General features: G+C 41.6%; 14 protein-coding genes. 10 read left to right on the top strand and 4 right to left on the bottom strand.

The window, feature by feature from the left end; genetic code table 11:
* Window positions 1-6: 6 nt before the first annotated feature.
* Window positions 7-477 (top strand): phosphatidylglycerophosphatase A family protein, encoded by a 471-nt coding sequence (locus AC2IOM_RS08335; RefSeq protein ID WP_486358089.1) that lies wholly within the window; start codon window positions 7-9, stop codon window positions 475-477.
* A 14-nt stretch (window positions 478-491) separates the two neighbouring features.
* On the top strand, window positions 492-3,611 hold the full coding sequence (locus AC2IOM_RS08340) for a diguanylate cyclase domain-containing protein (protein ID WP_486358090.1): 3,120 nt from the start codon (window positions 492-494) through the stop codon (window positions 3,609-3,611).
* Between the two features lie 71 nt (window positions 3,612-3,682).
* Here AC2IOM_RS08340 and dxs read toward each other — a convergent pair whose 3' ends face one another.
* The 3 genes from dxs to xseB form a co-directional block, all read right to left on the bottom strand.
* Window positions 3,683-5,548: a 1-deoxy-D-xylulose-5-phosphate synthase gene (dxs, locus tag AC2IOM_RS08345; protein WP_486358091.1), complete on the bottom strand. Its 1,866-nt coding sequence runs from the start codon at window positions 5,546-5,548 to the stop codon at window positions 3,683-3,685.
* Window positions 5,549-5,617: 69 nt separating this feature from the next.
* Window positions 5,618-6,475, bottom strand: a complete 858-nt coding sequence (gene ispA, locus AC2IOM_RS08350; protein ID WP_486359556.1) for a (2E,6E)-farnesyl diphosphate synthase — start codon at window positions 6,473-6,475, stop codon at window positions 5,618-5,620.
* 41 nt (window positions 6,476-6,516) lie between these two features.
* Complete coding sequence (xseB, locus tag AC2IOM_RS08355; protein ID WP_010561680.1) at window positions 6,517-6,750, bottom strand: exodeoxyribonuclease VII small subunit; 234 nt, start codon at window positions 6,748-6,750, stop codon at window positions 6,517-6,519.
* A gap of 419 nt (window positions 6,751-7,169) precedes the next feature.
* Here xseB and pomA point away from each other — a divergent pair, with 419 nt between their 5' ends.
* Window positions 7,170-7,931 carry a flagellar motor protein PomA gene (gene pomA / locus AC2IOM_RS08360; protein ID WP_100913853.1) on the top strand — a complete coding sequence of 254 codons (762 nt, stop codon included), beginning with the start codon at window positions 7,170-7,172 and terminating at the stop codon, window positions 7,929-7,931.
* 3 nt (window positions 7,932-7,934) lie between these two features.
* Window positions 7,935-8,843: a flagellar motor protein MotB gene (locus tag AC2IOM_RS08365; protein ID WP_486358092.1), complete on the top strand. Its 909-nt coding sequence runs from the start codon at window positions 7,935-7,937 to the stop codon at window positions 8,841-8,843.
* A gap of 73 nt (window positions 8,844-8,916) precedes the next feature.
* Here the strand turns inward: AC2IOM_RS08365 and AC2IOM_RS08370 are convergent, their stop codons facing one another.
* Window positions 8,917-10,971: a TonB-dependent receptor gene (locus tag AC2IOM_RS08370; protein ID WP_486358093.1), complete on the bottom strand. Its 2,055-nt coding sequence runs from the start codon at window positions 10,969-10,971 to the stop codon at window positions 8,917-8,919.
* 122 nt (window positions 10,972-11,093) lie between these two features.
* Here AC2IOM_RS08370 and AC2IOM_RS08375 point away from each other — a divergent pair, with 122 nt between their 5' ends.
* The 6 genes from AC2IOM_RS08375 to AC2IOM_RS08400 all read left to right on the top strand — a co-directional run bounded on the left by AC2IOM_RS08375 (window position 11,094) and on the right by AC2IOM_RS08400 (window position 18,442).
* A complete protein-coding gene (locus AC2IOM_RS08375; protein ID WP_486358094.1) occupies window positions 11,094-11,360 on the top strand; it encodes a hypothetical protein in 267 nt (88 codons plus the stop codon).
* Window positions 11,357-11,683: a hypothetical protein gene (locus tag AC2IOM_RS08380; protein ID WP_486358095.1), complete on the top strand. Its 327-nt coding sequence runs from the start codon at window positions 11,357-11,359 to the stop codon at window positions 11,681-11,683. Before AC2IOM_RS08375 ends, AC2IOM_RS08380 begins: the two co-directional genes overlap by 4 nt.
* On the top strand, window positions 11,680-13,290 hold the full coding sequence (locus AC2IOM_RS08385) for a PepSY-associated TM helix domain-containing protein (RefSeq protein ID WP_486358096.1): 1,611 nt from the start codon (window positions 11,680-11,682) through the stop codon (window positions 13,288-13,290). The genes AC2IOM_RS08380 and AC2IOM_RS08385 overlap by 4 nt, the downstream gene beginning before the upstream one ends.
* An 862-nt stretch (window positions 13,291-14,152) precedes the next feature.
* Complete coding sequence (locus tag AC2IOM_RS08390) at window positions 14,153-15,775, top strand: cyclic peptide export ABC transporter (protein ID WP_486358097.1); 1,623 nt, start codon at window positions 14,153-14,155, stop codon at window positions 15,773-15,775.
* A 204-nt stretch (window positions 15,776-15,979) separates the two neighbouring features.
* Window positions 15,980-16,462 carry a hypothetical protein gene (locus AC2IOM_RS08395; protein ID WP_486358098.1) on the top strand — a complete coding sequence of 161 codons (483 nt, stop codon included), beginning with the start codon at window positions 15,980-15,982 and terminating at the stop codon, window positions 16,460-16,462.
* Between the two features lie 69 nt (window positions 16,463-16,531).
* Window positions 16,532-18,442 carry a DNA topoisomerase III gene (locus AC2IOM_RS08400; RefSeq protein WP_486358099.1) on the top strand — a complete coding sequence of 637 codons (1,911 nt, stop codon included), beginning with the start codon at window positions 16,532-16,534 and terminating at the stop codon, window positions 18,440-18,442.
* Window positions 18,443-18,527: the final 85 nt, after the last annotated feature.

The raw sequence follows: 18,527 nt of genomic DNA on the forward strand, positions 1-18,527 counted from the left end.
GTGTGCGTGGCACAATTTAACTTAAAAAAATTTACACATTTCTGTGCGCTGGGTTTTGGCTTAGGGCTGGCGCCTAAAGCACCTGGCACCTTTGGTACCTTAGCGGCAATTCCGTTTATTTTCCTTACCATGATGGCGCCGCTGTGGCTACAGTTGGTTGTTGCGATTACAATTTGCGCTATTGGTATTTGGTTTTGTGACGTTGCAAGTCGCGATGCTGGCGTACATGATCACCCTGCCATTGTTTGGGATGAAGTGGCGGGTTTTTATATCACCATGATTGGCGCAGCGATTTCGTGGCAAACCTTACTGGTTGGCTTTATCTTATTCCGCTTTTTCGATATTGTTAAACCTTGGCCGATCACACTGCTCGATAAACACGTAAAAGGTGGCTTTGGCATTATGGTTGACGATATTCTGGCAGGGATATTTTCACTTATATGTTTACAGCTAGTTGTTTATTACGGGCTAATTTAATAATGAGATAAACCGTGCTGTTTCGCTTAATATTGTTATTTACAGTTGTACTGCTTAGTACACTCAAACCGACATACGCTTCGCTTGATGACTATGTGGTAAAACAGTGGCATATTCAGCACGGGCTTGCATCACAGTCACTTAAAAACATTGTACAAGACCAACAAGGTTATTTGTGGATTGGCTCCCAGTTTGGCTTGAGTCGTTTCGACGGTAATCGCTTTACTAATTTTAATGTTAATAACAGTGATTTTTTGCCAAGCAATGCAATTAACAGTTTGCTTATCGATAACGACGGTTTTTTATGGATTGGCACTGATAACGGGCTAGTAAAGTTTAGCCCAAGTGAGCTGACATCAGAGCGCTTTAGTTTAAACGGCCCAGTACGTGATATCGCACAAGATAACAACGGTCGTATCTGGATTGCATCGAACAGTCTTTACCTTTACTCCAACCAAAAACTCAATACCATTTCTCAGCTGCTTGGTGTAAGTGACACTAATAATAACTTTAGCAATAAACGAAATGCCTTAGTGAAACTGATTGGTGAAGTGCGCAAAATGGCACTGTCGCCTGACGGTATTTGGCTTATTAACGATCGCTTTTTACTGCATTTACAAAGTTTAGCGAATGAAACTACCGGTAAAATTCGCTTTGAAATTACCGAACGTATTTCATTGCCACAGCGCTTAGCACAATCGGTATTATACGACTTAGCGTGGCTGGAAGGGGACTTATTTATTGCCTCTGAAGTTGGCGCTTACTTTCTCGACATTGACCAAGAATTAAGACCTTTTTCATTACCCTATGCCAATAACGCCACAGTATATAAATTTATGTACGATTCGGATGGTTCATTGTGGGTTTCGACTAAAGGGCGATTATTGTATCGCGATAGTAGTGGTATTTGGCAGTGGATTGAACAATCAGACCTTGAACAAACGGTTTGGTTTTCCGATATTTTCAGAGGGCAAGACGACATTATTTGGCTTGCAAGTTTAACCGAAGGATTGTGGCAAGCGCGCCCTAGCCAAGTAAAACGTCATCGCGATAGTAAAGGCTTAAATCAATCGGTTACTACGCTAAAGTTTGGAGAGGACCAGCGTTTATGGCTAGCCACCAAAAATGGTATTGGTTATTTAGATGAAAGCGGTTTATTTAACGTAGAAATCGCGGCGGCAAAACTCGGTGGTTTGACCGTTCATGATTTACATTTTCAGGGCTCGCGTTTATTTATCGCAACCAACCGTGGGGCCTTTGTTTACGATGGTAATGAATTACTTAAACTTGATGCCGCAACGTTACGTGCAACAGCCGTGTTTGCTATCGAAAGTGCAGAGCAAGGCGGCGTTTGGCTAGCCACAGATCGTGGTTTATATCGTTTGGCGTTTAACGGTTTACGCTCGTTTGTTTATAACTCGTTTCTTGATAGTAAATACATTACTTTTATCGATGAGCAAAATGGCAAAGGTTACTTAGGCACCTCGCGCGGCGCTTATTTTTTCAGTGAGCGTGGTATCGAGCGTTTAGCCATGGGCAGCGCATTAGCTGAATCAAATATCAGTTTTATTCTTCCCGTTGAAAATAGGCTGTTTGTTGCAACGCAAAATAATGGCTTATTTTATCGCAGTGACAAAGGCGTTTGGCGTCAGTTAGATGTATCTAATGGCTTACCTTACGGACCTATTTTAAGTTTGCATTTTGAGCAAGCGCTAAATTATTTATGGGTGAGCACTAGCAAAGGTGTCTATCGCTTGCCGCTTAAACAGTTTGAAGAAGGCATTCACTCGCTTGAAGTTGAACAAGTTATCTCGCCTTACAACAAACAGCTTGATGGCAAAACCAGTCAGTGTTGTTCGGGGAATGCGCTTGGTGCAATTGCCCGTGTTGGTTCGAGCTTATGGTATCCAAGCAAGTCTGGTTTAGTTGAAATCCCAACCAATATTCGGTTATTTAGTGAAAGTGATATTCGCCCGATTATTGAAACGGTCACGGCCGATAACGGTGGCGAGAAAAATACCTATTCAGTACCTGAGGTCGATACTCTTACACTGCAAACCGAGGAACGAAATTTAACACTGGGTTATACCGCAATTAATTTCCAAACTGCTTCTGAAATTGATTTTCGCTACCGCCTTGTAGGTCTTGATGGGGTTTGGCGTGAAGCAAATAATAGCCGAGAAGCAAACTATGCTAACTTACCGGCTGGGAAATTTGTTTTTGAACTACAAGCAAAACGACGCGGGCAAGAGTGGAGTAGTGCCGATACGATTTCACAAACCTTGATTATTCCAAAAGCCTTCGATGAAACAGTGGTGTTTCGTTTAATCGTTGTGATGTCGTTTATTCTTGCCCTGTATATTGTGTTTCTGTTCTATCGTAATCAAGAGCGTCGTAAGCAAGAAGAACTAGAACGCTTAGTTGAAACGCGCACTCAAGCGCTTATTTCTGCGAATGAGCAACTTAATAAAGCTAACGACAGGCTAAAACTGGTAAGTCACTCAGATGAGCTAACAGGCCTTCGCAGCCGTCGCTTCTTATTTGATCAACTACCGAAAGACATCGAGCATTTCCAAAGTAACCGCGAAAGCCTTGAGATTCAGGGTAAATGTATGGCACTGCTGATTTTGAACTTAGACAAGTTTAGCCGTGTAAACGATGTGTTTGGTTCGTTTGCTGGCGATAACTGTTTACAGCAAATTGCGTCCTTGCTGACAGAGCAGGTACAAGGTGCCGACTATGTGGTACGTTGGAGTGGCGACGAGTTTTTGATTTTACTAAGGGATATGCAAAAGAGCGCTGTACATCAGTTTGCGCGCAGTATTAGTCATCAGCTAGCTGGGCAAAATTTTGTTATGCCTGATGGCCGTAAAACAAAACTAACAGGCTCGGTTGGTTGGGCATTTTATCCGCTACCGTTGCTAGGCGGGCAAATTATTAGCTGGGAAACATCCATTAAAATTGCCGATATTGCACTGCAAAAAGCAAAGGCGAAAAAACCGGGCAGTGTCGCTTACTTTAGCTTTTCAGATAATATCGATGCGTTTGAATTTGAAGATAGTGAACGTGTTGCTCAGCAGTTAGAATCGTTATTAGATTCCGAGCAAGCTAAGCTGCATATTTCTGAGATATAAAATAGGTAAGTGTGAGGATTGAGAATTCAGATTTCAGAAAGTTGCTGAAACCTGAATTCTTAAGGCATGCGCTATTTGGCTAGGTACGCTTCGATACTCTTTTGAATACCGTCAGCGTCAAGGCCAAGCTCTTGATGGATCTCTTGCTGTGTACCGTGTTTAATAAACACATCAGGTAAGCCTAAGTTAAGTACCGGAATGTTTAACTTTTCTGCCATTACAAACTCGTTCACAGCAGAGCCAGCACCGCCCATAAGCGCGTTATCTTCAAGGGTAACTAAGGTGCTGTGAGAAGCTGCAAGCTGTTTAATTGCCGTTTCGTCAAGTGGCTTAACAAAACGCATATCAAGTAGCGTCGCGTTAAGCGCTTCAGCCACTTGCTTTGCTTCGTCAAGCAAGGTGCCAAAGCTTAAAATTGCTGTGTCCTTACCTTCACGAATAACCTTAGCTTTACCAATCTCAAGTGCACTCATCGCATCATTTGGCATAATGTCGCCTGCGCTGCCGCGAGGGTAACGTACCGCACTTGGTCCTTGATGCAGATGGCCGGTGTAAAGCATTTGACGACATTCGTCTAAATCACTTGGTGCCATGATCACCATATTTGGAATACAGCGCATATAGCTTAAATCGTATGCACCTTGGTGAGTTTCACCGTCTGCACCCACCACGCCAGCGCGGTCGATGGCAAACATTACTGGTAAATTTTGCAAAGCTACATCGTGGATAAGTTGATCGTAACCACGTTGTAAAAAGCTAGAGTAAATCGCCACAACTGGGGTAAGTCCTTCACAGGCTAAGCCTGCACCTAAGGTTACCGCGTGTTGTTCGGCAATTGCCGCATCATAATATTGGCTTGGGAACTCTTTTGAAAAGCGCACCATGCCTGAACCTTCACGCATCGCAGGCGTAATTGCCATAAGTTTCGGGTCTTTTGCGGCCATATCGCATAACCAATCGCCAAATACTTTTGAGAAAGTAGGTGCGCTTGGTTTTGACTTTGGTAAGCTGGTTTCGCTTGGGTCAAACTTTGGTACGCCGTGATAGCCAATTGGATCAGCTTCTGCTGGTTTATAGCCTTTACCTTTTTGTGTGCGTACGTGAAGTAATTGCGGGCCCTTTAAGTTACGCATATTACGTAAGGTATCAGTTAGCATGCCAACATCATGGCCATCAATTGGCCCAATGTAGTTAAAACCTAATTCTTCGAAAAACGTACCTGGGATCACCATACCTTTAAGGTGTTCTTCCATACGACTTGCCAGCTCTTTTACCGGTGGCATGCCAGACAGTAGTTTTTTACCGCCTTCACGAATGTTGGTATAAAAGCTACCTGACAGAATACGTGCAAAGTGGTTGTTGAGCGCGCCTACGTTTTCTGAAATCGACATTTCGTTGTCGTTTAGAATAACCAGCATATCGGGATTTAAGTCGCCGGCGTGGTTCATTGCCTCAAATGCCATACCCGCAGTAATCGCACCATCACCAATAACGGCAACAACTTTACGGTCTTGGCCTTCTTTTTCAGACGCCAGCGCCATACCAAGTGCCGCCGAGATTGAGGTACTTGAATGGCCTACGCTAAAGGTATCGTATTCACTTTCTTCACGGAAAGGGAATGGGTGCAAACCATCTTTTTGGCGAATGGTATGCATTTGCTCACGGCGACCTGTTAAGATTTTATGTGGATATGCTTGATGGCCAACATCCCAAATCAAACGGTCAAATGGTGTGTTATATACGTAATGCAACGCCACAGTTAGCTCAACGGTGCCAAGACCTGAGGCGAGGTGCCCACTACTTTGTGATACCGAGTTAAGTAAGTACTCTCTCAGTTCATCGCTTAGCTCAGCCAAGTTTTGCTGCGGTATTTCGCGCAGTTGCTCTGGCGTATTCGCTAAGCTTAATAATGGATACTTGCTACTATCAAATGTCATGATGTTTTAAATTCTATCCTAAAAATGAGTCGCCAATTTATTGTTATCGCTTATTTGGCGTACTAGGGATCAGTGATCTCTAGCAATTATATATTCTGCAATCGCTTTGAGTCGACCTGTATCGGCATCTATTTCAGACAAAGCGTTAATTGCTTGGTTCACAAGATTTCGCGCTTTATCTTTTGCGCCTTCAATGCCTAGTAAAGCGGGGTAGGTTGCTTTGTTGGCTTCGATGTCTGACCCTTGTGGTTTACCTAAAGTGTGCGTATCACCTTCAACATCAAGAATGTCGTCTTGAACTTGGAATGCAAGGCCAATTGCTTCAGCATAGCGTGCTAGTGCCGCAATTTCTAATTCGTTGGCATTACCGGCAAGAGCGCCCATCTTAATTGCCGATTTTAGCAGTGCACCGGTTTTTAATTTATGTACTTGCTCAAGTTGAGTAAGGGTAATTAGCGAATCGGTTGCCGCAATATCAAGTGCTTGTCCGCCGCACATACCTAATAATCCAGACGCATTTGCTAACGTGTTTACGATTTTTAGCTGGTTGTTAACAGTAGTGCCATTAAATTGTGATTCAGTAATGGTTTCAAATGCTAAACACTGTAGTGCATCGCCCACTAAAATAGCAGTCGCTTCATCGTAGGCAATATGGCATGTTGGTCTGCCACGGCGCAGTTCATCATCATCCATCGCTGGCAGGTCATCGTGTACTAACGAATAGCTATGAATACACTCAATTGCGCATGCAATTCGGTCTAGGTCGGCGTTGTCGGCGTTAAATAATTCACCTGTTAGGTAAACCAAAATCGGTCGTAAACGTTTTCCACCATTTAATAAACTGTAGCGACATGCGGCTACTAGTTTTTCATCCGTGTGATGTGACGCTGGGGTCAGCGCACTCAAATTTTCTTCAATGCGCGGCAAATACGCAGAGATTATAGAGTCGACAGAATTCAATTGAACGCCTATTGGTTAAAATCCACAAGTTGGGCATTGTCATTTTGCCCCATCAAGATTTGCACTTTTTGTTGTGCTTGCTCAAGCTTTTGTGATGAAGCTGAGGCGAGGGCAATACCACGCTCAAATTGCTTTAACGCTGTTTCGAGAGGCAAATCACCGTGTTCCATTTCAGTTACAATTGTTGAAAGTTCTGAAATGGCTTCTTCGAAGCTTAAATTTTCAGGCTTTTTGCTCGCCATAAGTTACCTGCCACGCAAAGTAAAAAAGAATTGGCTAATTTTATGGTTATTGCCGCGCTAATTCAATTTAACTTGCTAAATATCCTAACGAATGTGCTTTAACGCTTTGTTTTACTCTTATTTGAGCTAAATTAATTTGTTAAAGGTTGGGTTAGAGCGCATAAATTTGTCATAAATGCAGCTAAACTTTATTGCTAGCAGTATTAAGGTGATTCTGTCTGGGGCTGATATCATGTCACTGTTTTTATTGAAAGCTAAGTTGATGTATGCAAAATAAATTACTAATACTTTGCTAGCGCTTGCCGATAAATAAAAGTAAATTATTATAATAGTTACGGTATCTTGTCTTCACGCAAGCATATTGAGCCTCAAATTTAAAACCCAAACTTGGTTTATAAGTATTACAACTGGGAGTCAAAGTGGATTTAGCAACGGTTATAGGCATTGTCGGTGCAGTCGGTTTCATTGTGATGGCAATGGTCATGGGTGGTGATATTGGCATGTTTGTCGATGTGCCCTCAGTACTCATTGTATTTTGTGGTTCATTATTTGTTGTACTCTCTAACTACACTATGGGGCAATTTTTTGGCATAGGTAAAGTCGCCGGTAAGGCCTTTATGTTTAAAATTGAAGCGCCAGAAGAACTTATCGAAAAATCAGTAGAGCTGGCAGATGCTGCCCGTAAAGGCGGCTTTTTAGCACTAGAAGAAGCTGATATCCCTAACCCTTTTATGCGTAAAGGCATTGATATGCTTGTAGATGGCCATGACGCTGATGTCGTGCGTGCCACGTTGCAAAAAGATATTAGTTTAACCACAACACGTCATGAGGCTGGTGCTGGATTATTTAAAGCTCTGGGTGATGTTGCGCCTGCGATGGGCATGATTGGTACCTTGATTGGTCTGGTAGCCATGTTATCGAACATGGATGACCCCAAAGCCATCGGTCCAGCAATGGCGGTTGCCTTACTTACAACACTTTATGGTGCATTCCTTGCGAACGTAATCGCCATTCCAATTCAAGCTAAATTAGAAAACCGCAAAGACGAAGAGCAACTCAATCAGCGCTTAATTTTAGACGCTATTTTAGGTATTCAAGATGGCCAAAATCCAAAAGTGATCGAAGGTATTTTGAAAAACTATTTAGCAGAGTCTAAACGCCAAGTGGATACTGAGGGGTAGACGATGTCGGACGAAGCAGAAGAGTGTAAATGCCCGCCCCCCGGATTACCGGCGTGGATGGGCACCTTTGCTGATTTAATGTCGCTATTAATGTGCTTCTTTGTATTGTTATTAGCTTTCTCAGAAATGGATGTACTGAAGTTTAAGCAGATTGCAGGCTCGATGAAGTTTGCATTTGGTGTACAAAATAAGATTGAAGTTAAAGACATTCCAAAAGGTACTAGCGTTATTGCTATGGAGTTTCGTCCAGGCAAGCCCGACCCAACGCCGATAGAAACAATTCAGCAGCAAACCGTCGAAATGACTCAGCAAATGCTTGAATTTCAAGCCGGTGAAGAAGACAGTGCAGGTGGTAGGCAAGAGCAACGCGGTAATCGCCGAGGTGGTGAATCGGCAAGTACCTCTAAACAAACCGCCAGTGAAGCGCAGCAAGAAAAAACCAACGAGCTACTTAAAAAAATCGCGCAACAGCTGGAGCAACAAATTATTGATGGCGCAATTGAATTAGAATCGCTCGGTCAGCAAATTGTAATCCGTATTCGGGAAAATGGCTCGTTTCCATCGGGTAGTGCATTTTTACAGCCACAGTTTAAGCCAATTATTCAAGAAATAGCGGCGTTACTAAATGATGTGCCCGGCGAAATTACGGTATCGGGTCATACCGATGATTTTCAAGTGAGCAACGAGCTTTACACTAATAATTGGGATCTTTCTGCTAAGCGCGCTGTTGCGGTAGCAACGGAAATGCAAAAAGTACCGTCGTTTGATAAAGGTCGCATGGTGGTAATTGGTCGAGCAGATACCAGGCCGTTAGAGCCGAATGTTGATGAAGAGTCGCGTCGCCGTAACCGTCGGGTTGAAATATCGATTATGCAAGGTAAAGCAAAAGAATCGACACCAATTGATTTATAGTCAAATTAGACCACAAAGGTCAACGCTTTAAATAAAAAACCCCGCAACTGCGGGGTTTTTTATGGTTATTTTTTTAGAAGCGATACGTGATCGAGCCACCAAATGTACGTGGGTCAACAACCGCAGCATAACCGTCAGGGTAACGACGACCTGCTGGTTCGTAAACCGTAACCGCTTCTTCGTCAGCTAAGTTATTGATAAACGCATTGATGATCCAGTTTTCAAGCTCGTAGTTAAGCGAGACACGCGCTACCGTGTAATCGCCTGCGATGCGCTCTTCTGTATTTGATATTTCACCGTAATAATCATCAACAAATGACACGGATGCTTTGGCAGATAAGGCATCGGTAAACCAATAACTTGCGCCTAAGTTAGCTGTAATGCCCGGTGCCGAACTGAGTTCGTTACCATTAATGCTTTCGTATTGTGGGCTATCATCTTTTATTTCTGAGTTCATTAAGCCAAGACCTGCGTTTAAGCGAAGATCTTGCGTTACCATCGCGCTGATTTCGGCTTCTAAGCCGTATGTAACGACCGAGTCGATATTTGAAATACGGCGCTGTAAATTAGTTGCTTGGTAATCTGAATAGTCATTGTAGAAAAGGTTAGCGCTTACGTTAATATTGCCATTATTTAGGCTAGAGCGAATACCTGTTTCAAAGGTATTAACCGATTCAGAATCATAATAATAGTATTCACCCGCAAACCAATCGAGTGCGCCGCCTGCTGAGTTATAGCCTTTACGCGCGCTCACTGTTGCTGTTGTCGCATCTGAAATGGCATATTGCAGTACCAGTTTTGGCAGAGTAATGGTGTTGTCTTGGTCAAGTACCGATAGCTCATTCTCAAAATAGTCGCGATACTGTGATTCTTTTTCCACACGACCACCCACAATTAGAGTAAAGGCATTGGCAAACTCAAAATTAACTTCACCGTACAATGCTTTTGAGTCACTTTCATCATGGCCATGATAAATTGACCCGCCAACACTCTCATAATCTTGCTCACGCTCAAAATAAGCTAAGCCAACAAAACCATAAAACGCATCATTGTCTAACCCAAAGCGCATCTTGCCGTCGATAGTAAGGTTTTGTTCTTCGGTTGTTAGTGTTTGCTGGCGCGTAATGTCTGGGTCATAACTATCAAAGCCCCATTGGTAATCCATACCTGCAACTAATAAGTCAAATGCAATATTATTTGATGCTTTATAGTCAAACTTAGCGCTTACCGTTGTGCTGTCTGTATCCATATAACGTTGACCTGTTGGAATATAATCCCAAGGGTTGTCTGCTGTGAAATATTTACGGCCGGTATCGCCTTTTTCACGGTTATCAGAAACAGTGAAAAGTGCCGAAAAATCTTCTAATGCTGATGGTTCCCACAGTAACTTTGCTTTTAGTCGTGTTGTTTTTAATTCATCTAAGTCAAATGTTGGATTGTGGCTTTCATAAATTACACTGTTATCGTACGATTCACCGCTCAGTAATTGGCCTGTAAAACGAAACGCAAGTTGGTCGTCGATTAATGGACCAGAAGCCATAACTGACGTATCAATATATTGATCTTGGTTGCGATAGCCAACACGTGCTGCACCTTCCCAATCGTAGCTAGGATCTTTGGTTTTAATGTAAATTAAGCCACCTAAGCTGTTGCGGCCATTACTGGTAGATTGCGGACCACGAAATACTTCAATTTGTTCAACGTCCCAAATACCACTATCACCTGTTAAATCAGCCATAAAGGGCTCGGCAACGCCGTCAATTAATGTTGAAACGCGCGCACGAGCCCCGCCGGTTACGCCATTAAAGCCACTTGCTGAGCCGTTACCAGATACACCTCGAATGTCAGGCACTGCACCAGTTAATGCAACCACATTTGGAATTTCAGATACCGCCTGACTTACCGTAATGTTTTGAATTGAACGCAGCGTTTCTTCGGTAATAACAGATACACTCGATGCAGTGTCTTTTAAGGTACGATCCGCTTTTTCACCAATCACGATAATTTTTTCGATTGATTCTAATTCTTGCTCATCTTCTGCAATGGTGAAGCCGGAATATAAACTTGCTGAAATAACTAACGTAAGGGTACTAAGTTTAAAACTAGCAATTGACTTTGCTGTAGGCATTTGTGGGATTTCCTTTGTAAGATATTAATAGTATTATGAATACGTAACGAATTCTAAATGCAAATAATTATCATATCAATTTAAATTTATTTAATTTTTAAACTAGTTTAACGGGGCGTTTAATGAGTTATTTTATTGTGTTGCCTGCAACAATCATGTTGTTTGCGGTTGGCTTGTTGTATTTATCGAATAAACATCAGCTGTTACGTACTAAACCGCTTGCAAAAAAATTGCGTCCAATCGCCTACCTTATGTTGCTGCTTGCTTTTGTGCTAATGGCAGCTAAATACGCTGTTAGTGCCTCGCTATTTATCGGCCTAATGGTGATTATGCTGTGTGTGATTGCTTTGCCATTGATGGCGCTATTTTTAAAGGGGAATAAAACGTGAGTGAACAACTTAGTCGGCAGCAAAATAAGATTCAGCCTGACTGGTGGTCAAAAACACTGGCGGGCGTGGTATTGGGGCTTTTCTTAAGTTATGGGCTGGTAGCACTTTTTGCATGGTTTGGCCCTGATAATCTGACAACAACCCTATCAAACGAGCGCGCATTGTGGCGTGTGCAATTTAATATGTGGTTAATTACGCCAATTTGGTTGTGTGTTATTGCCTTTGTGTACTTATTTAAAAGTGGCAAAGTCGCTTGGCTTAAACTAGGCCTAGCGAATGTGTTTGTTTATAGCGTTTGGGTATTACTAAGGAGCACGCTATGAAAGTAAGAAGTGATATTTTAAGGGTCTATCAAAACGTTCATACATGGACGGGCATTATTGCAGGGCTGTTTTTATTTATTGGCTTTTTTGCTGGCAGCATTACCATGTTTCGAATGGCCATTGATGATTGGGCCACACCACCAAGTGTAAAGCTTGAACAAGTTGAGTTTTTAAAAATTGAGTCGGCACTGCCAAAGCTTTTAGCGCAGAACGAGCAAGCACAAAAAGAACTCACCATACGTTTTGATGAGGCTCATTCGCCATTTCAATGGTATAGCCAAGGTCAAGGCCGCGGTTTACGGCTTGATGACAAAGTGGTTAATGCCAGTATTGACCAAAACGGTGAGATAATCACACAAGATGCCAATGTAAATGAGCTTTCAGCACTGGTTGATATGCTGCATAGAACTGGCGGTATTTTAGGCGATGTAGCGGGGCATCATATCCTTGGTGAGTTTATAATGGGGTTTGCGGCATTTTTATATTTTGTTGCATTAGTGTCTGGGGTGATTTTTTTATTGCCTACATTAACTAAAAGCTTTTTCGCACTGCGCACAAAAAAAGGGGCGAGCCGCTTTTGGCTAGACACCCATAATTTAGTAGGCATCGCGAGTTTACCTTTTCATATCATTATTGCATTCACTGTGGTGGTGTTTGCGTTTCACGATTTTTTGTATGCAGGGCTTTCAAAAGTATATGGCGATAAGCCAATGTTTCCATCTGATCCGCCAAGCAAGGTTGAATATTCCTTGGCTGAATTACCGACTTTATCAGATTACATAAATAAGGCTAAGGAATATGCCCCCGGTTATTCTGTGAGTGAAATTCGTTTGTCGGGTTTAAATGGCGCACGCGCCAATGCGGCTATTTCTTTGGTTAATGAAAATCAAGTTATGCGAGGACCAAATAACGATTTTATTTTTATGCACCCGTATACACTTGAAATACAAACCAGCAGTGTCGCAAACGGCGACCAAGGTGTGTGGGGCAGCGCAGTAAGTACATTCTTTGCTCTGCATTTTGGCAGCTACGGTGGCAATTTTGGACGCTGGCTTTACTTTATTATGGGGTTAGCGGGTGCGTTGTTGTTTTATACAGGCAACTTGCTGTGGCTTGAAAAACGTCGCCAAAAGCAAGGAGGGCAAACAAAGTCGGTTCGCTTTATGGCAAACCTAACTGTTGGTGTGTGTTTGGGGTCATTACTTGGTGTAATAAGCTGTTTTGCGGCGACCAAATGGTTGAGCATTAACATTAATGCGGCGTATATGTGGGTTTACTACAGCTGCTTTATTGGTGCGCTGTGTTTAAGTTTTTACAAAGGCGCAACGAGCGCCGCAATGGTATTGATTAAATTGAGCATTGTCGTTTGCTTATGGGTGCCGCTAACGTCGATTATTGCATTAGTGATCCCCACATTGGGTTTATGGCCGGCAACTGGATTGTCGCAAATAACGCTCGAAGTATGCGCATTAATAACGGCATTTGCTTACTTTAAAGCATATCAACGTCTTGAAAAACGCGCTTACTTTGGTGACCAAGAGAGTATTTGGTCACTCGATAAATCTAAGCAACTAAACGTTGAAGGTACTGCAAGCATCGCAAAGTAAACAGTTACTTGCATGGAGACTGAATAAATAGGTGTTTGTTTTATAGGCAAACACCTCTTTGTCATAACATGAAGTACTTTTTCATGAAAAAGTACTTGTGTTTTTTAGTAATTTCAGTAATTTGAAAGATGCCTTAAGGCAAAACAACTACAAGGAGATAATTATGAAAACAGTAGATAAATTTTCTTATATGCCAGGTACCGGTGGAGCTGGTGGTGGCAATGGTTCTGACGACAAAACTGATAACACACCAAAAATGTAGTTTTAAATAGCAGCAGTTTTAATAGAAGGATTTAGTTATGAAAACAGCAGATAAATTTTCTTATATGCCAGGCACCGGTGGTAATGGTGGTGGCTCTGGTGATAAAACTGATCACACACCAAAGATGTAGTTTTAAATAGCAGCAGTTTTATTAGAAGGATTTAGTTATGAAGACAGCAGATAAATTTTCTTATATGCCAGGTACCGGTGGTAATGGTGGTGGCGGTAATGGCGGTGGCAGTGACGACAAAACTGATCACACACCAAAGATGTAGTTTTAAATAGCAGTAGTTTTAATAGAAGGATTTAGTTATGAAGACAGCAGATAAATTTTCTTATATGCCAGGTACCGGTGGTAATGGTGGTGGCGGTAATGGCGGTGGCAGTGACGACAAAACTGATCACACACCAAAGATGTAGTTTTAAATAGCAGTAGTTTTAATAGAAGGATTTAGTTATGAAGACAGCAGATAAATTTTCTTATATGCCAGGTACCGGTGGCACTGGTGGTGGTACAGATAACGAAACTGATAACTCACCAAAAATGTAACCACTCCCTAACGCCAGCACTGCTGGCGTTACTTTTTTACATTGCCCTGTATGCTAAAAAATCTATATTCCCAGTTTAAATGGTCTTTGCTTATTAGCTCGATAGCCAGTGCTGCCTGCGCAGTATTTGGTGTATTGACAATTGCAGCACTTCATCAAGTACTTGCGTTAGCAGAATTAGATAAAACTGTGTTGTTGAATGCTTTGCTTTTCGCATTTTTATTGTTTTGTACAGGTGTTGCTTCTCAGCTTATTTTTAATCGTGTCGCGCAAAATATTATGTATCAACTGCGTGCAATGCTTGTTAAACGCATTCTTGATACGTCATCAGAGGTTATTGAACAAATAGGGCGGGCAAAAATAATGTCGGCTTTAACAGCAGATGTGCCTGCGTTAAGTAACTTTTTTACGATTTTGCCATTTTGTTTTTACCACGGTTTATTACTGCTTGGTGGTTTTGCTTATCTGGTTTATTTATCTCCTCAGTTGGCAGTCAGCTGCTTTTTATTTTTGGTGTGTGGTTATGGCGCGACTTTTGTTTTACTAAAGCGAATGAATGCAATTAAACACCTTGCCCGTTATCAACAAGACCAAGTTTATGAAGGGTTTTGCGCTGCGGTTGATGGTCATAAAGAAATGACTTTAAATAGTATTCGTCGGCAACGCTTTTATCAGATGGATTTTTTAAAAAGCGCGTTAGCAGTTAAGCAATTTAATATTCGCTCGTTTGATTATTGGGTGTTGAGTGGCAATTGGGGCGTCTTTTTAGTGCTAGCAACAATATGCGCTTTATTTTATTTATCCGAATGGTTTGCAGTTGATATGAGCGAGTTGATTGGTTTTGCATTAGTGCTGTTTTTTTTACGTACCTCATTACAAGAAGCGTTTTCGCTTATCCCAACAGTTATGGATGCAAAGGTAGCATACCGTAAAATACAAAGTTTATACCTCGCTGAGTATTCGACCGAGTTTTTTGCATCTGCTAAGCAATCACCCAATCCATTTCCGATTAAATTAGAAGGTGTCACATATCATTACAAAGGAAATAATGGGGTATTTTCACTTGGCCCAATAGATTTTACCTTAAAGCAAGGTGAAGTCGTGTTTATAGTGGGTGGAAACGGCAGTGGTAAAACGACCTTTGCCAAGCTATTAACGGGTAGTTATACACCAACACAAGGGCAGATAACATGCGGAAATGATTTAATCGGTAATGACACTGAGTTGGTAGAGTATTACAAAAGTAACTTTTCAATTGTTTATTCCCAATACTTTTTGTTTGAGCGTCTCGTTGGGCCAAATGGTGCGCCAGATGAAGCTTTAGTTATTGAGCTCTTGTTTAAAATGCGCATGGATAAGTTAAGTAAAATTGAAAAGCAGCGATTTACTGAAGTTTTTCTCTCAACTGGGCAGCAAAAACGCTTGGCCTTGATTAATGCAATTGCCGAAATGCGGCCCATATTAGTGTTAGATGAATGGGCTGCCGAGCAAGACCCTGAGTTCAAGCATTATTTTTACCGCTCACTGTTACCTTATTTAAAGCAATTAGGGTTTACTTTAGTACTTATCAGCCATGATGATCACTATTTTGACTGTGCAGATCGCGTTATTAAGTTTCAAGATGGCACTGCATATGAGTTAGCCAAGAGTGATCAAACGGCGCTGTATTCCTAAATTTGGAACTTAAATCGCCAGATGTCATAAAATGAAATAATTTTTCATGAAAAAGTACTTGTGTTTTTCAATAATTTCAGTAATTTGAAAGGTGCCTTAAGGCAAAACAACTACAAGGAGATAATTATGAAAACAGTAGATAAATTTTCTTATATGCCAGGTACCGGTGGAAATGGTGGTGATCCTGATAAAACGGATAAGTAAATGGATATTGTTGAGTTGCTTGTTTATGCAGGCAACTATTTTGTTTTACTAGTAATCTTTTCTTTTATAGTTTTGCTTTTTTTAAAAGATAAGCAGGGAGCATTATTTTCAGGTGTAACCGCTTTTTTCTTTTTGTTAGGAAACTTCTATTTCAGCTTCTTGATTGAATGGGATCGAGATCATAGTTACAGATATCTTATATGGATTCTACACGATACTTTATGGATGGCTTCCATAGCTTATTTGGGCTTGAATGACAAAATTTCTTGGAAACAATCGGTTTTAGGTCAACTATTTTGCTTACCCATTATTGTATTAAACATGTTTAGAGCAATGGATAAGAACTTTATAGAGTTAGGTATTTCGACTAATATTTATAGGTTCTTGTATCCTTTCTGTGAGGCTTTGATTGTCGTGCTTTGCTGGATTCCGATTTTTGTTTATTTAAAAAACAAATTCTTTGTAAAATCGCAACCTGCATAATTCTTTATTAGCATTTAATTCATAATACGATATAGTTAACTGTAATTATATACAGTTGTTTGTTTTGATTTGAAACTTTATATCGCAGAAAAACCATCTTTAGGACGTGCTATTGCCGATGCACTGCCAAAACCTCATAAAAAAATGGATGGCCATATCATTGTGGGCAATGGTGATGTGGTGTCTTGGTGTATAGGCCATTTGCTCGAACTTGCAGAGCCTGATGACTACCATGAACGCTATAAAAAATGGAGCTTAGGCGACTTACCCATAGCGCCCGAAACATGGCAATTAAAAGCCAAAGCCAAAACCCGTAAACAGCTCACCTTGCTTAAAAAACTCATAAAGCAAGCTAGTCAACTTGTGCATGCGGGCGACCCTGACCGTGAAGGGCAATTGCTGGTGGATGAAGTAATTAGTGAAGCGAAAGTATCAAAAACAAAACTTGATAGTACAGAGCGCTTGCTGATCAGCGATCTTAACTTAAACGCCGTTAAAAAAGCGCTTGCCAACTTAAAGTCGAATCGCGATTTTATACCGCTGTCAGTTTCTGCGTTGGCGCGTTCTCGTGCCGATTGGTTAATTGGTATGAATTTAACCCGTGCTTATACCATTAAAGGTAAGCAAGGTGGTTATACCGGAGTGCTATCAGTGGGACGGGTGCAAACACCTATTTTAGGGTTAGTGGTACGTCGCGATTTAGAAATCGAAAACTTTATCAGTCGCTCATTTTTTGAAGTAATAGCCGAGAATATCACAGAGCAAGGTGAGCCATTTCAAGCCAAATGGTTGCCAAGTGAGGCGTGCTTGCCATATCAAGATGAAGATGGCCGTGTGTTGCATAAGGGCCTTTGTGAAAATGTCATTAGCCGCATTACGGGGCAACAAGGGCAGGTGTTATCTGTTGAGGAAAAAACCAAAAAGCAAGCCCCGCCATTACCTTATAATTTATCGGCACTGCAGATCGATGCGGCAAAGCTATTTAAAATGCCCGCTAAAAAAGTGTTGGATATTTGCCAAAGCTTGTATGAAAAGCACAAGCTGATTACGTACCCACGTTCAGATAATCGCTATTTACCAAATGAGCACTTTTTTGAAGCACCACAAGTGCTTAGCGCGATAGAAAATAACAAAGGGCAAACTAGAGAATTAATTGCTAACGCCGATACGACACGCAAGCATAAATGCTGGAATGATAAAAAAGTGGAAGCGCACCACGCGATTATCCCCACCAGTAAAAAGCTTAAAAGCGCGAGCTTAGGCTTTGAAGAAGAAAAAATTTACGGCCTTATTTGCCGCCAATATTTAGCATTGTTTTACCAAGATTATATTTATCATGACACAACGGTAATTGTTGAAATTGCCGGCGGTAAGTTTAAAGCGACAGCAAAGCGCGAAAGCCAGCTAGGTTTTAAAGTGCTGATGGGTAAAAGCGAATTAAAAGACGAAGTAACTTTACCCGCGCTTTCAAAAGGGCAATCATTTACCTGCCAACAAGGGCGCTTAGTTGAAAAGCAAACAGAGCCACCGCAACATTTTAACGATGCCAGTTTATTGAGTGCCATGACCGGTATTGCGCGCTATGTGGATGATGCTGAAATTAAAAAAATCCTGCGCGACACCGACGGGTTAGGCACTGAGGCCACACGCGCTGGTATTATCGAACTATTATTTAAACGCGGTTTTTTACAACGCCAAGGTAAACACATATTAGCCACCGAAACCGGCAAAGCCTTAATCAATGTATTACCTGAAAAATTAACAAAACCCGATATGACTGCGCTTTGGGAGTCGCAGCTTACTCATATTGCGGAAAAGCACGGTAGTTACAGCAGCTTTATGACGCCATTACTCAATGAGCTACAAGGTCATATTGCGTTGGCTAGTAAAACACCCGTCACTGGATTTAGTAATTTACCCCCGCCCAAACAAAAGCCGTTTAAGCGCCGCTATAAACGCAAAGCAAAAACAACTGGTTAAGTAAAAAGCCACATCCCAATTTTGGGATGTGGCTTTTTAAAATCCATCCCAAAATTGGGATGTGATAGAAGCCTTAAAATTGCGA

Source organism: Pseudoalteromonas sp. NS-SX12 (genome assembly GCF_057367955.1).

Coding starts and splice junctions, on each gene's coding strand:
- xseB (WP_010561680.1), bottom strand. CDS start 6,750: ATGGCGAGCAAAAAGCCTGAAAATTTAAGCTTCGAAGAAGCCATTTCA.
- dxs (WP_486358091.1), bottom strand. CDS start 5,548: ATGACATTTGATAGTAGCAAGTATCCATTATTAAGCTTAGCGAATACG.
- AC2IOM_RS08395 (WP_486358098.1), top strand. CDS start 15,980: ATGGATATTGTTGAGTTGCTTGTTTATGCAGGCAACTATTTTGTTTTA.
- AC2IOM_RS08370 (WP_486358093.1), bottom strand. CDS start 10,971: ATGCCTACAGCAAAGTCAATTGCTAGTTTTAAACTTAGTACCCTTACG.
- AC2IOM_RS08365 (WP_486358092.1), top strand. CDS start 7,935: ATGTCGGACGAAGCAGAAGAGTGTAAATGCCCGCCCCCCGGATTACCG.
- AC2IOM_RS08375 (WP_486358094.1), top strand. CDS start 11,094: ATGAGTTATTTTATTGTGTTGCCTGCAACAATCATGTTGTTTGCGGTT.
- AC2IOM_RS08385 (WP_486358096.1), top strand. CDS start 11,680: ATGAAAGTAAGAAGTGATATTTTAAGGGTCTATCAAAACGTTCATACA.
- AC2IOM_RS08390 (WP_486358097.1), top strand. CDS start 14,153: ATGCTAAAAAATCTATATTCCCAGTTTAAATGGTCTTTGCTTATTAGC.